This window comes from Streptomyces sp. H27-H5, from assembly GCF_026627505.1.
Classification (GTDB): Bacteria; Actinomycetota; Actinomycetes; order Streptomycetales; family Streptomycetaceae; genus Streptomyces.
Window position 1 is genome coordinate 1 of the sequence record NZ_JAPNLK010000056.1, and the last position, 13,032, is coordinate 13,032.

Annotated in this window: 12 protein-coding genes; 8 read left to right on the top strand and 4 right to left on the bottom strand. The window is 73.3% G+C overall.

Translation table 11 applies throughout. The annotated features are described in order from the left end of the window. The first annotated feature begins 139 nt into the window (after positions 1-139). Positions 140-472 carry a YnfA family protein gene (locus OTB19_RS25945; protein WP_267800889.1) on the top strand — a complete coding sequence of 111 codons (333 nt, stop codon included), beginning with the start codon at positions 140-142 and terminating at the stop codon, positions 470-472. A 136-nt stretch (positions 473-608) separates the two neighbouring features. Beyond that, the gene (locus tag OTB19_RS25950; protein WP_267800891.1) at positions 609-1,235 is read left to right on the top strand and encodes an alpha-ketoglutarate-dependent dioxygenase AlkB; all 627 of its coding nucleotides are present in this window, start codon (positions 609-611) and stop codon (positions 1,233-1,235) included. 54 nt (positions 1,236-1,289) lie between these two features. Here OTB19_RS25950 and OTB19_RS25955 read toward each other — a convergent pair whose 3' ends face one another. Further along, positions 1,290-1,964 carry a hypothetical protein gene (locus OTB19_RS25955; protein WP_267800893.1) on the bottom strand — a complete coding sequence of 225 codons (675 nt, stop codon included), beginning with the start codon at positions 1,962-1,964 and terminating at the stop codon, positions 1,290-1,292. A 171-nt stretch (positions 1,965-2,135) separates the two neighbouring features. Here OTB19_RS25955 and OTB19_RS25960 point away from each other — a divergent pair, with 171 nt between their 5' ends. Then, positions 2,136-3,095 (top strand): tellurite resistance/C4-dicarboxylate transporter family protein, encoded by a 960-nt coding sequence (locus tag OTB19_RS25960; RefSeq protein WP_267800894.1) that lies wholly within the window; start codon positions 2,136-2,138, stop codon positions 3,093-3,095. 63 nt (positions 3,096-3,158) lie between these two features. Here the strand turns inward: OTB19_RS25960 and OTB19_RS25965 are convergent, their stop codons facing one another. Next, complete coding sequence (locus OTB19_RS25965; protein ID WP_267800896.1) at positions 3,159-3,929, bottom strand: YoaK family protein; 771 nt, start codon at positions 3,927-3,929, stop codon at positions 3,159-3,161. Between the two features lie 154 nt (positions 3,930-4,083). On the opposite strand from OTB19_RS25965, the gene OTB19_RS25970 reads away from it, so the two are divergent. The 3 genes from OTB19_RS25970 (at position 4,084) to OTB19_RS25980 (ending at position 7,362) form a co-directional block, all read left to right on the top strand. Continuing rightward, positions 4,084-4,515 (top strand): VOC family protein, encoded by a 432-nt coding sequence (locus OTB19_RS25970; protein WP_267800897.1) that lies wholly within the window; start codon positions 4,084-4,086, stop codon positions 4,513-4,515. A gap of 120 nt (positions 4,516-4,635) precedes the next feature. Continuing rightward, positions 4,636-6,987, top strand: coding sequence for an AAA family ATPase (locus tag OTB19_RS25975; protein WP_267800899.1), 2,352 nt, complete (start codon positions 4,636-4,638; stop codon positions 6,985-6,987). A 15-nt stretch (positions 6,988-7,002) separates the two neighbouring features. Continuing rightward, positions 7,003-7,362 (top strand): NTP pyrophosphohydrolase, encoded by a 360-nt coding sequence (locus OTB19_RS25980; RefSeq protein WP_267800901.1) that lies wholly within the window; start codon positions 7,003-7,005, stop codon positions 7,360-7,362. Between the two features lie 87 nt (positions 7,363-7,449). Here OTB19_RS25980 and OTB19_RS25985 read toward each other — a convergent pair whose 3' ends face one another. Continuing rightward, positions 7,450-7,932: a hypothetical protein gene (locus tag OTB19_RS25985; RefSeq protein WP_267800902.1), complete on the bottom strand. Its 483-nt coding sequence runs from the start codon at positions 7,930-7,932 to the stop codon at positions 7,450-7,452. Positions 7,933-8,170: 238 nt separating this feature from the next. Between OTB19_RS25985 and OTB19_RS25990 the strand changes: the two genes are divergently transcribed. Both OTB19_RS25990 and OTB19_RS25995 read left to right on the top strand, forming a co-directional pair. Further along, the gene (locus tag OTB19_RS25990) at positions 8,171-8,542 is read left to right on the top strand and encodes a YbjQ family protein (RefSeq protein ID WP_267800903.1); all 372 of its coding nucleotides are present in this window, start codon (positions 8,171-8,173) and stop codon (positions 8,540-8,542) included. Positions 8,543-8,691: 149 nt separating this feature from the next. After that, entirely contained in the window at positions 8,692-12,129 is a 3,438-nt protein-coding gene (locus tag OTB19_RS25995; RefSeq protein WP_267800904.1) for an endo-alpha-N-acetylgalactosaminidase family protein, read from the top strand. Here the strand turns inward: OTB19_RS25995 and OTB19_RS26000 are convergent. Next, a complete protein-coding gene (locus tag OTB19_RS26000; RefSeq protein ID WP_267800905.1) occupies positions 12,117-13,013 on the bottom strand; it encodes a helix-turn-helix domain-containing protein in 897 nt (298 codons plus the stop codon). The two genes, OTB19_RS25995 and OTB19_RS26000, sit on opposite strands and share 13 nt — an antisense overlap. Positions 13,014-13,032: the final 19 nt, after the last annotated feature.

Sequence of the window (13,032 nt, forward strand, 5' to 3'; positions counted from 1 at the left end):
CCTCCCCACCGGCCTCCCCATCGGCAGTCCCGAGGACTGCCTTACCTGCGCCGGCACCCTCTACCTCGGCAGCCCGGCCTGACCGGCCCAACCCCCCTCCACGAACTTTCGCGGTGCAGCACTAGAGACGGGCGTCGACGTGCTCGTCGCCCGTTCGGTCGGCCTGTTCCTCGCGGCGGCCCTCTTCGAGATCGGCGGAGCCTGGCTGGTGTGGCAGGGCGTCCGGGAACACCGGGGCTGGGCGTGGATCGGCGCGGGCGTGATCGCCCTCGGGATCTACGGCTTCGTCGCCACCCTCCAGGAGGACGCGAACTTCGGCAGGATCCTCGCCGCGTACGGCGGGGTCTTCGTCGCCGGCTCGCTGATCTGGGGCATGGTGCTCGACGGCTACCGCCCGGACCGGGCGGACCTGATCGGCGCCTGCCTCTGCCTCGCCGGCGTGGCCGTGATCATGTACGCCCCTCGGGGCTGACCCGTACCGGCTCCACGCAGGCGCCCGTCCCGTCCGTGGAGGCGCGCGTCCGCAGGGTCCACGCGTGCCGGCGCACGGTGTCGGGCGCACCCTCGTTATTCGAGCATGTGTTCGGTTGTGGGGGTAGGCTGAGACCATGCACGCGCTTCAGGGCTCCCTCTTCGACCAGGCCGAGGACATCCGCCTCGGCCCGCTCGCGGGACTGCGCCGCACGGAGCTGGGGGCCGGCGCCTGGGTCGATCACCTGCCCGGCTGGCTGTCCGGCTCCGACGCGCTGTTCGAACGACTCGCCGCCGACGTCCCCTGGCGGGCCGAGCGACGCCGGATGTACGAACGGGACGTGGACGTACCCCGACTGCTCGCCTTCTACGGGGCCGGCGAGGCACTCCCGCACTCCGCGCTCATCGACGCCCGCACGGCGCTGACCGGCCACTACGCCGCCGAACTGGGGGAACCGTTCGTGACGGCCGGACTGTGCCTCTACCGGGACGGCAAGGACAGTGTCGCCTGGCACGGCGACCGGACCGGCCGCTCCGCCACCGAGGACACCATGGTCGCCATCGTCTCCGTGGGAGATCCGCGCGACCTGGCGTTGCGCCCGCGCGAGGGCGGCCCGACCCTGCTGCGGCTGCCGCTGGGGCACGGCGACCTCGTGGTCATGGGCGGCTCCTGCCAGCGCACCATGGAGCACGCGGTGCCCAAGTCCACCCGCGCCGTCGGCCCCCGCGTCAGCATCCAGTTCCGTACCCGAGGCGTCATGTGACGCAGGGGCCCACGCCGACCGGCGGGGCCCGGCCCGCCCGGTCGCCCGGCCCGCTCAGCCGTGCGGCCACTCGTGCGTCGTGATCAGCCGCTCCAACCCCGGCGAGGGCCCCGTGCCGAGCAGCAGACAGGCCTCCAGTCCGGCGGCGAACGACGAACGGGGCAGGCTCGTGACCCGGTCCAGCCGCGCCTTCGTGCTGATGCCGAGCAGCCCACCGTCGAGGACGTGGTGCCAGACCTCGGCGTACGGATCGGCCGGCACCGCGATCGACACCGTCGACCTGACCGGCGCCGTGCGCGGCACCCGGAAGTCCAGCCGGAGTTTGACCACGGGCCTGACCCCGCCGAAACCGGACCACGCGCACCCCACGTCCAACCCCCGGCCCGTCTCCTGCGCCCCCCGCGCGTCGAGCAGCGCGAACGCCTCGCGCAGCGCCGGCGCCGGTCCGTAGGTCCGTTCGTCCTCGTGGACGGTGATGACGAACAACGAGGGCGACGTGTCCGCGTCCGGCGCGACGCCCACCGGGAGGATCACGCAGGCGCCCGCCGCCGGCACCGTCCCGGTGAGGAACTCCTGCCGCTGCCGCTCCTCGTCGTGCGGGGCGAACGTAGGGGTCCGGATCGCCCGACGCTGCGACGGCGGTCCGTACGACCCGTGCCCGCCCGCCGCCGCGGAGGGCCGTACCTCGTGCCCCCTGTGCTGTGCCCGCTGCCGTTCCTCACGTTCCATGGCCGGCCCCCAAGGTTGTGGTCCTCCCAGACTGGCACCCCGCCCGCACCCGGGTACGGCACTCCGGCGCATTCCCCCGTCGAGGACGTGCCGCCCGCGTGCCGGGGGCGCCGCCGGTACGCGGGCGGACGTGGGCTGGCGGGTCGCCGCCGACGGGTGTCCGCTGGAGGGGTGAGCCTCCTCCCCGGGCGCCTCGTGCGCGCAGACCGCTGGTGGGCCGGACTCCCGCCCGCCGCCGGCTCCGCCGTCATGGCCGCCGGGATCCTCTCCATCGGCCTGGAACTGATCGGCCACGACTTCCTGTCGCTGGCCGCGCTCGCCGTCGCCGGGGCGCTGTGGCTCGTACTGGCCGCCGACTTCGGCCTCCGCCTGATCGCCGACCGCCGCCGCTTCCGGTCCGAGGCTTACACCCCACCCGCCCTGACGGCCGTCGCCGCCACCACCGTGCTCGGCGCCCGCCTCGCCCAGTCCGGCCTGGAGGTCGTGGCCGCAGGCCTGCTCGCCCTCGCCGCGGCGCTCTGGCCGTTCCTGCTGCACCACGTCCTGCGGCACTGGAAGCGGCGGATGCCGGGAGCGGTCTTCCTGGTCTGCGTGGCCACCCAGGGACTGGCCGTCCTCGCGGCGACGCTGTGCGTCACCCTCCACCAGGACTGGCTCGGCCGGGCGGGACTCGCCTTCTCCTGTCTGGGCGTGCTGCTGTACGGCCTGGCCCTGGCCCGCTTCGACCTCCACGAGGTGACCGGCGGGGCGGGGGACCACTGGGTGGCGGGCGGGGCGCTGTCCATCACCGCCCTCGCGGGCGCCAAGCTCACCGCCGCGCCGATCTGGACGGGGGCGGTGCACACGGGGCTGCGCACGGCCACCCTCGTCGCCCTCGGCCTCTCACTGGCCTGGTACGCCGTCCTGCTCACCGCCGAACTGCGCCGCCCGCGCCCCCGCTACGACATCCGGCGCTGGTCCACCGTCTTCCCCCTCGGCATGACGGCCACCGCCTGCCTGTCGGCCGCCGACCCGACGGGCGTGGCCTGGCTGCGCCCGGTGGGGGAGGTGCTGCTGTGGATCGCCGTGGCCGCCTGCGTGATGACCTGTGCGGCGTTCGCCCTGGACCGGCGCACCGCCGGCGCGCGCTGAGGGCGACGTACGCACCGGTCGGCGACCGGCCGACGTCCGAGCCCCTCGGCGACCGGTGCGCGGCTACGGTCCGGCGGGCCCCGGACCGGGCTCCGGACCGGGGCCCGCGCCGCGCAGACCCAGCGCGGCCACCCAGGCCAGCAGGACGAGCGCCGCCAGCAGCGCCCACCGGGAGCCGTGGTTCAGGGTCAGCAGCCCGCCGCACAGCGCCCCGCAGAGCAACGCCACCACCGAGACCACCCGGCGTACCGACGCGGGACCCCAGGGGTCGACCGCCAGCCCGGTCAACGTACGGGTGACCACGGTCGTGGTGAGGTCCGGGACGGAGAGCCGGTGGACGACGGCGTTCTGCAGGCCCATGCCGAGCGCGAGCAGTCCGACCAGGAGCAGTTGCCCGCCGCCGGTCACCGACACGGCGAACGCCCCCGCCACCAACACCGCCTGTACCGCCACCAGCGGCCCGAACAGTCCCTTCCCGCCCCCGGCCCCGGACCGGCGCAACCGTCCGGCGGCCCACGCCCCCAGCAGGAACGCGGCGAGGGCCAGGACCGACGCGGCGCCGGACAGCTCCCGGTCACCGGCCAGGGCGAAGCCGAGCAGGGCCACGTTCCCCGTCATGTTGGCGACGAACACGTGGTCGAGACCGAGGTAACTCACGGCGTCCACCAGACCGCTCACGAAGGTCAACACGACCAGCAGCGGCGGCACCAGCCCGTGTGGCCGGGCGGCTGCGCCGCCACCGCCCCCCGCCGGAGGGAACACCGGAGGGAACAGTCGGTCCGCGAACGCCCGCAGGATCCCGCCCCGGTCGTTCCCCGCGTGGTCGGATCCCATCCGGTGCCCCCATGAGGCGCAGTGGCCGATGACGTCCGGCGGACGAAGCCCGAACACGTGCCGGAAACGGTACCGATCACCGGGGCGCCGAAGGCGAAACGACGCGGCTCGCGTTCCTGTGGCGCGCCCGCGCACCGCTCAGTAGGGTCCCTGCATGGCCTACACGTTTCAGGTGACCGTCGACTCGACCGACCCGCACCCGCTCGCCGACTGGTGGGCTGACGCCCTCGGATGGGAAGTGGAGCCCAGTGACGAGGCGTTCATCCGCAGCATGATCGAGGCCGGACACGCCACCGACGAGGACACCACCACCCACCGCGGCGTCCTCGTCTGGAAGGCGGGGGCCGGGATCCGCCACCCGGACGGGCTGGAGGTCGCGCCCCGGATCCTCTTCCAGCTCGTACCCGAGGCCAAGACGGTCAAGAACCGCGTCCACTTGGACGTGCGCACCGGTCCCGACCACGAGGCCGTGGTCGAGCGTCTCGTCGCCAAGGGCGCCAAGCGCCTCCACGAAGGCCGCCAGGGGCCGAGCGTCTGGACCACCCTCCTCGACCCGCAGGGCAACGAGCTCTGCATCTCGCGATAGCCTGCGGAACCCGCACGCCACCGAGGAACCCCTGATCAGCCCGGGTATCCGGCCATAATTGACTATCGGCGCACGTCTCCCGCACGAGAGAATGCGGCATCTCGAACCGGGAGGAACCCCATGAGCCAGGACCACCTGACTCTTCACGCACTGCTGCCCGCCCAGGATCTCGCCGCGGCCATCGACGCCGGGTACGTGACGCGCAAGTCGCACCCCGAACTGCCGCTGTCCATCTACACGTACACGCGCACCGCGCAGTACGAGCAGGTCTGGAACCAGGTCACCAGGCGTTGCCGCGGTCTCGTCGCCGACGACACCACCGGGCGGATCGTCGCCCTGCCGCTGCCGAAGTTCTTCAACGTCGGCGAGCACGAGTCCGGCCAACCGTACGCCCCCGCACTGCCCGACGAGCCGTTCGAGGTCTACGACAAGGTCGACGGCAGCCTCGCCGTGGTCTTCCACTACGCCGACCGGTGGCGGGTCGCGTCCAAGGGTTCCTTCATCAGCACCCAGGCCACCTGGGCGCAGCGCCGGCTCGACGGCCTGGACACCTCGGCGCTCGTGCCGGGCGTCACCTACCTCGCCGAGATCCTGTACCCGCAGAACCGGATCGTCGTCGACTACGGCGAACGCCGCGACCTGGTGCTCCTCGCCGCGTTCGGCGCGGACGGCACCGAGGTGCCGCTCGCCGAGGCCGCCGCGCACTGGGCGCCCGTCGGCGCCGTCGTCAAGGTGTGGCCCGCCATGCCCCTGGCCGAACTCGTCGCGCTGACCGAGGCCAACACCCTCCTCGGAGGCGGCACGTCCACCGGCACCGACGCCGAGGGGTACGTGCTGCGCTTCGCGTCGGGCGTCCGGGCCAAGGCCAAGATCGCCGAGTACGTGCGCCTGCACAGGGTGCTCACCGGCGTCAACGAGCGGGACATCTGGCGCAGCCACGGCGTGCAGCGCTTCGCCGGCCTGCCCGCGAAGGAGCTGGCCCAGGGCCTGCAGTGCACCGTCGCCGACCTCCAGGCCTGGGGCGGCAAGCCGCTCGACGCGCTGTTGGCGCAAGTCCCGGACGAGTTCGACGCCTGGGTCCGCAAGGTCATCGACCGGCTGGAGGCGGCCGCGGCGGAGCGCGAGCGCACCATCGACGAGGCTTTCGCCGGCCTGGCGCACCTGGCCGCCGACCGGGGCGCCTTCGCGCGCGCCGCCAAGCAGCTGCCCGCCGGCATCCTGCGCTCCACCATGTTCCTGCGGCTCGACGGGAAGTCGACCGAACTCGTCACCTGGCGTTCCCTGCGGCCGGATACCTCCGTCCCCTTCCTGACGGACGAGGAGAACGCGCCCAGGCCCGGGGACGGCGCGAAGACGGTGCCCGCGCAGGTCAGGTCGGCCGCGGCGGGCAGGCCGGTCACCCCGGTCGCCGCGCGTGCGGCCACCGCGCCGTCGGCGACCGCCTCGTCGGCCGCCCGCCCCTCCGCCACCGGTCCCTCGGCCACCCGGCCGTCGGCCGACGAGCCCGGTATGGCGACGGGCGAACCCCCGGCGGCTGACGCGCCGCCCGTGCGTCCCCTGCCCGTGGTCCACGTCATGACGGGCCTGCCCGCCTCCGGCAAGACCACCGCCGCACGCGCCCTGCAAGCCGAGTCCGGCGGCCGGATGCGACGCGTCAACCTGGACGACCTCCGGGGCATGCTCGACGGGCACGACCACGGGCGCGGCCACTCGTACAAGCACGAGCAGACCGTTCTGGAGATCCAGGACGCGGCGCTGCGCGCGGCGGTCGAGGGGGGCTTCGACGTCGTCGTGGACAACACCCACCTCACCCCGAACATCCCCAAGCGGCTCAAGGCGGCCGTCGGCGGGCGCGCCACCTTCGTCGTCCACGACTTCACCGACGTGCCGCTGGAGGAGTGCCTGCGTCGGGACGCCGCCCGCGAGCGACAGGTCGGCGAGGAGATCATCCGGATCCTGGCCGACAAGCACGCCAAGTCCCGCAAGGGCGGCTGGAAGCTCACCGCCGAGTGGCTGAACGACCAGCCCCCCGTCGAGCCGTACGTCGCCGACCCGTCGCTGCCCTCCGCCGTGATGTGCGACATAGACGGGACGCTCGCCCTGATCGGCGATCGGGGACCGTACGACTTCACGCGCTGCGAACTCGACCGGCTCAACGACTCCGTGCGGGGCGCGCTCGACGCCTTCCGGCGGGCCCACGGGGACGTCATCGTGCTGCTGTCCGGACGCGGCGAGGAACACCGCCCGCAGACGGAGTCCTGGCTGCGGCGCCACCAGGTGCCGTACGACGAGCTGTGGATGCGCGCGGCCGGCGACACCCGCCGCGACGACGTCGTCAAGGCCGAGCTGTTCGACGCGCACGTGCGCCACCGCTACGCGGTACGCGTCTCGCTCGACGACCGGGACCGGGTGGTCGCGGTCTGGCGCCGGATGGGCCTGCCCACCTGGCAGGTCAACTACGGCGATTTCTGACGGAGGGCAGCCACCGTGACCGCGACCGGCACCGTGTTGATCGTCGACGGGGCGAACGTCGTCGGGTCCGTCCCGGACGGCTGGTGGCGCGACCGTCGGGGCGCCGCCGAGCGGCTGCGGGACCGGCTCGCGGAACGGGACGCCGGCGAGGAGATCGTCCTGGTCGTCGAAGGAGCCACCCGGGGCGTCGAGTCCGTGCCGGGCGTACGCGTGGACTCCGCGCCCGGGAGCGGCGACGACCGGATCGTGGAACTCGTCGCGGCCCACGCGGGGCGCGACCGCGTCGTGGTCACGGCCGACCGGGAACTGCGCTCGCGCGTCGAGGCGTACGGCGCGCGCTGCGCGGGACCACGCACCGTACGCCCCGCGGACTGATCCGGACCGCCCGTACGACGGCCGAGGGTCCGGCCCCCCGTGAGCGGGGGACCGGACCCTCGGCCGTCAGGGCGTGGGAGCCACCGATCAGTTGCGGCACCACTTCACGGGGGAGAGGTTGTCGACGTAGCGGGCGGAGACCCAGCGGTCCTTGCGGTCCTTGTGGTTCATCCGCTCGGTGCGGTCCTCGTCCTCGTTCATGCCGTCGTTGCCGTTCTCACGGTCCCGGTCGGCCAGCAGGTACCAGATGTTGTTCCCGTCGACCCGCTCGCCGCGGGTCTTGCACTCCAGGGCGAGCTTCTGGTGCGGCTGGACCTTGCCCAGCACGTACGCGCGGGTGCTCGGCTTGCTGCGGACCTTCAGCGGGCCGCGCGAGACGACCTTGCCCCGGACGTGGCGCGGACGGTCGTAGTCACCGTCGTAGTCGTCGTCACCGTCGAGGATCACCTTCTCGTGCCCCGACATGTCGTCCATCGGGCCCTCGTCGGCGATGGCGGTGCCCGCGCCGACCAGGCCGAGCACCAGGCCTCCGGTGGCGAGAGCGAGGATGGTCCTGGTGGGCTTCAGCATGAGCCGGCTCCTCTGCAAAGACATCCGCCCGACCGCGACGAGCAGGCCGGGCGGCAACCTGGCGGTTGCCACGGACGACTATGACCACGCGGCGCCCCCGGACTCCGGCGACGCACCGCCGTTTAGCCCGAAATGCCCAATGTGCCGCCCAGGTCGCGCCGGACCGCCTGCCGGCCCGGTCCGCCGCCCGACGGCCGCCGGGATGCGCGGCACGGCCCGCGGATCCAGAGTGGGACGCATGGGAATCGAAGACTACGGCGGCGGCCCCGGCGCCGAGCAGACCGGTGTCATGGTGGTGACGACCAACGACGTGCCCGGCTACCGGGTGGAGCGGGTCATCGGTGAGGTCTTCGGCCTCACCGTGCGCTCCCGACACCTGGGCAGCCAGATCGGCGCGGGCCTGAAGTCCATGATCGGGGGAGAGCTCAAGGGGCTGACCAGGACCCTGGTGGAGACCCGCAACCAGGCGATGGAGCGGCTCATCGAACAGGCGAAGGCGCGCGGCGGCAACGCCGTGCTGATGATGCGGTTCGACGTGACCGAGGCCGCCGACGTCGGCACCGAGGTGTGCGCGTACGGCACGGCCGTCGTCCTGGTACCCGCCGGCTGAACCGGCGGCGCACGTAAGTCCAGGACGGGGCCCCGCTTTGTCCATGGGCCTTCCCCGCCCGGGTCCGCAAGCTGTCAGGACAGTGAGCGGACCGCAGGCTCCGGAGCCGTGCGGTCTTCCGCGAGGAAGCGCCGACTCCCGGAGGCCCGATGCGCACCCCCCTCTGGCCGGCCGCGGCAGCGGTCGCCGGTCTCATCGCCACCCTCGTCGTCACCCCACCCGTGTCGGCCGCCCCGCGGGCCGCGCCCGTGACCATCACCTCACCCGAGCTGGCCGTCAGGGTGGACCCCGCCTTCCCTCGCGTCGTCGACTACACCCGGCGCGCCACGGGGGACGCGCTGAACGGCAACGAGGACCCGATCACCACCCTCCTCGTCAACGGGACCGCGTACACCCCCACCGTCACCTCGACGCCCTCCGGCTCCGCCGTGGACTACGTCCTGACCTTCTCCGGAGTCACCGTCAGATCCCGTTTGTCGGTGGCCGGTTCGATCGTCGAGTTCCGGGTCACCGCGATCGAGGACACCGCAGACCTGCGCGTACGCACCCTCGCCATCCCCGACCACAACCTCGTCAGTGTCCGGAGCGACCAGCCGGGTGCCGCCCTGGCCACGGCCGTCATGCACACCGCGACCACCGGAACCGGGGACACCTTCACCCCGATCACCGCCTCCACCTCCGCGGACCCCGCCGCGACCACCGTGATGTACGGCCTGGTCAACACCGGCAGGCTGGCCGCCGCCATCGACTCGAACTCCCTCTACGACCAGCCCTCGGGCGGCACCGCCCGCGAGAACGGGCGCATCGCCCGACAGATCGTCGCCAAGGGCTCCCACCGGCGCGCCGGTCTGTGGAGCGGCGCCTGGCTCCACCGGGCCGCCGGCGCCGCCGAGTCCGAGACCGAGCCGCTCCCGTACGCCCGGGTCGCGGTCACCGCCGACCGCAACGCCGACTCCGTCGTCGACTGGCAGGACGCCGCCGTCGCCCACCGCGACATCTGGACCCCGCCGACCGGCTGGCAGGACACCGCGAACCGGGTCGTCCAGCGCATCCCCTTCAACTTCGCCTCCCAGGCCACCCACCCCTTCGCCCAGACCCTCGACGAGACCAAACGGGTCAACCTGGCCACGGACGGACTCGGCCAGTTCGTCCTGCTCAAGGGGTACGCCTCCGAAGGCCACGACTCGGCGCACATGGACTACGCGAACATCGGCTCCAAGCAGGGCGGCGCCGTCGACCTGAACACCCTCACCACCGCCGGCCACGCCTACAACGCCGACTTCGGGGTGCACGTCAACGCCACCGAGGAGTACCCGGTCTCCGCCACTTTCGACCCGGCCCGCCAGACCGGCGGCCTCGGCTGGGACTGGCTCGACCAGTCGTACTACGTGGACACCCGCCGGGACGGCCAGTCCGGGCAGCGCCTCAAGCGGCTCCGGGACCTCAAGGCGGCCGCTCCCGGTCTGGACTTCCTCTACGTCGACGTCTGGTACGGCGACGGCTACGTCTCCCGCGCGCTCCAGCGCGAGATCGGCTCCCTCGGCTTCCAACTGGCCACGGAGTTCCCCCAGACCCTCACCGAACAGTCCCTGTGGCACCACTGGGCGGCCGACGTCGACTACGGCGGCACCGACCTGAAGGGCGTCAACTCGACCATCGCCCGCTTCATCGCCAACCACGCCAAGGACGACTGGATCGCCCGCCACCCGCTGCTCGGCGGCGCCGAGGTCACCGCGTACGAGGGCTGGCAGGGCAAGACCGACTTCACGGCGTTCCTCAGGACCACCTTCGCCACCAACCTGCCGACGAAGTACCTCCAGCGGTCGCCGATCGTGAAGTGGACCGCCGACACCGTCACCCTCGCCGACGGCACCACCGTCACCGGGGCGGGCGGCACCCGCACCATCACCACCGACGGCCGGACCGTGCTGCGCGGGTCGAACTTCCTGCTCCCGCGCGACGGCAAGCTGTACCACTGGAACGACACGGGCGGCGCCACCACCTGGACCCTCCCCGCCGGCTGGACGGCGCCCAGACTGTACCGACTGACCGACACCGGACGGCAGTTCGTGGCAGACCTGCCCGTCACCGCGGGCCGGATCACCCTCGACGCCGCCGCGAGGACCGCGTACGTCGTCACCGACGGCCCCGCCCCGGCCCAGGCCGACCCGCAGTGGGGCGAGGGCACTCCCGTCAAGGACCCCTCCTTCCACTCCGGCGACCTGACCGCCTGGAGCGTCACCGGGACCGGCGCCACCGTCACCCGCAACGCCCGGGGGCAGCACGAGTTGACCATGGCCGCCGGGACCTCGCCCGCCGTCTCCCAACGACTCACCGGTCTCACCCCCGGCACGTACGCGGCCTCCGTGTGGGTCACCACCCCGACCGGCCGGGCCGCCACCCTCGCCGTCACCCCGACCGGCGGCGCCGCGGCCTCCGTGTACGCCGACTCCTCACCGCTGACCGACAACCTCGGCGGCAGCGACAAGAACGGCACCACCTCACAGCGGATGAAGGTGCTCTTCGACGTCCCCGCCGGCCGGGACTCGGCCACCCTCACCCTCTCGGCGGCCACCGGACCCGGCACGGTCGTGCTCGACGACGTGCGCGTGGTCCGCTCCGCCCGCACGCCGCTCGGCGGCCACTGGTTCGCGGAGGACTTCGAGCACGTCGACGCGGGCTGGGGCCCCTTCGCCTTCGGCGGCGCGGGCGGCTCGGCCGCGGATCCCCGCACCCACATCGCGCAGCGCAATGCCCCTTACACGCAAGCCGGTTGGAACGGGAAGCTGGTCGACGACGTGATCGGCGGACAGAACTCCCTCAAGTCGCACGAGGAGCGGCCCGGCCTGGTGTACCGCACCCTCCCGCAGACGCTGCGGCTGACCGCGGGCCGTTCCTACCGGGTCGACTTCCGCTACGAGAACGGGTTCACCGGCGACTACCGGTTCGTCGTCGGCTCCGGCGCGACGGAGAGCGCCACCGCCCTCGGTCAGGCCCGCACCGCCACCACCTTCACCAGGACCTTCACCGCCGGGGCCGACGCCTGGTTCGGCGTACGGAAGGTCACCGCCGAGGACTCCCACGACCAGGCCGACCTCATCCTCGACGACCTCACCGTCGACGACCTCGGTCCGGGCTCCGGCGGCGAACTGCTCGTGCCTCAGGGCCGGATGAGGGTCGAGGCGGTCGACAGCCAGGAGACCGCCGCCGAGAACGGCGCGGCCGCCAACGTCCTCGACGGCGACGCCTCCACCCTCTGGCACACCCGCTGGTACGCCGGCGCCGCGCCGATGCCGCACGAGATCACCCTTGACCTGGGCGCCGCCTACAACGTGTCGGCCCTGCACGCCCTGCCCCGGCAGACGCAGAGCAACGGCCGGATCGCCGACTTCCAGGTGTTCACCTCGATCGACGGGGTGAACTGGGGCGCGGCGGCCGCCTCCGGGACCTTCCCGGACGGCGCCGCGCGGCAGGACGTCACCTTCGCCCCCCGAACGGCCCGCCACGTCAGGCTCCGGGCGACGCGGGAGGTGAACGGCAACCCGTGGACCTCGATGGCGGAACTCGACGTCGGCTACCGGCCCTGAGGGTCGGGCGGCGGCTGCCGCCGCTGAAGTGACTGCCGGCCGCGGAACCGGACCGGAGCCATGCCCACCCGGCGGCTGAAGAGCCGGCTGAAGTACGCGGGGTCCTCGTAGCCGACCCGCCGGGCGATCCCGGCCACCGGCAGGTCGGTACGGGCCAGCAGTTCCTTCGCCCGGCTCAGCCGGATCCCCAGGAGGTACTCCTTGACCCCCTCGCCGGTGGCACGCCGCACCGCCCCGCGCAGCTCCGCCAGCGTGATCCCGAGCCGCGCCGCGTGCTCCGCCACCGAGATCGGCAACAGCGCGTCCCGGGCCAGCGCGTCCATCACCGCGTCCCCGTGCCGGGACACCTCGGCGCGGGCGTAGCGCAGGGCCACCAGCAGGGCGTGCACCCCGGCGGCGGCCTCCACCTCCAGCAGCGGGCCGCCCTGCCGGGCCGCCCGAACGATCCCGTCGACCACGTGCCGTACCCCGGCCGTGTCGCTCAGCGGCACGACCGGCCGGTCCGGGGTGACGTAGCCCAGGTCCGTGTACGCCTCCACGCCACGACCTGCGAAGTCCACGAAGCACTCGTCCCAGCCGCCGTCGCCCGGATCGGGCCCGTAGTGGTGCTCGACCCCCGGTACCAGCCACAGCAGCGCCGGCGCGGTCACGGGCTGCGGCGGCCGGCCGGCATGACCGAACCAGCCCCGGCCGCGACTGACCACCACCGCCACGTGGTGGTCCAACACCCGCGGGCCCACGACCGGCAGCGCCCCCTCCTGCACTCCCACGCCGAGGCAGACGAGGCCCAGCCGGCGGTGGTTGGCGGTCGGAGACAGGTAACGCATCCAACTGCTGTACGGGGGGCCGCTGTACGAGGAACCGCTGTACGGGAGCGTCGACATCTGCGGATTGTGATCCACC

Excerpts from the sequence above, each read along its gene's own strand:
- OTB19_RS25990 (WP_267800903.1), top strand. The coding sequence starts at position 8,171 with ATGGGAATCGAAGACTACGGCGGCGGCCCCGGCGCCGAGCAGACCGGT.
- OTB19_RS25985 (WP_267800902.1), bottom strand. The coding sequence starts at position 7,932 with ATGCTGAAGCCCACCAGGACCATCCTCGCTCTCGCCACCGGAGGCCTG.
- OTB19_RS25975 (WP_267800899.1), top strand. The coding sequence starts at position 4,636 with ATGAGCCAGGACCACCTGACTCTTCACGCACTGCTGCCCGCCCAGGAT.
- OTB19_RS25955 (WP_267800893.1), bottom strand. The coding sequence starts at position 1,964 with ATGGAACGTGAGGAACGGCAGCGGGCACAGCACAGGGGGCACGAGGTA.
- OTB19_RS25995 (WP_267800904.1), top strand. The coding sequence starts at position 8,692 with ATGCGCACCCCCCTCTGGCCGGCCGCGGCAGCGGTCGCCGGTCTCATC.
- OTB19_RS25970 (WP_267800897.1), top strand. The coding sequence starts at position 4,084 with ATGGCCTACACGTTTCAGGTGACCGTCGACTCGACCGACCCGCACCCG.
- OTB19_RS25965 (WP_267800896.1), bottom strand. The coding sequence starts at position 3,929 with ATGGGATCCGACCACGCGGGGAACGACCGGGGCGGGATCCTGCGGGCG.
- OTB19_RS26000 (WP_267800905.1), bottom strand. The coding sequence starts at position 13,013 with ATGTCGACGCTCCCGTACAGCGGTTCCTCGTACAGCGGCCCCCCGTAC.
- OTB19_RS25950 (WP_267800891.1), top strand. The coding sequence starts at position 609 with ATGCACGCGCTTCAGGGCTCCCTCTTCGACCAGGCCGAGGACATCCGC.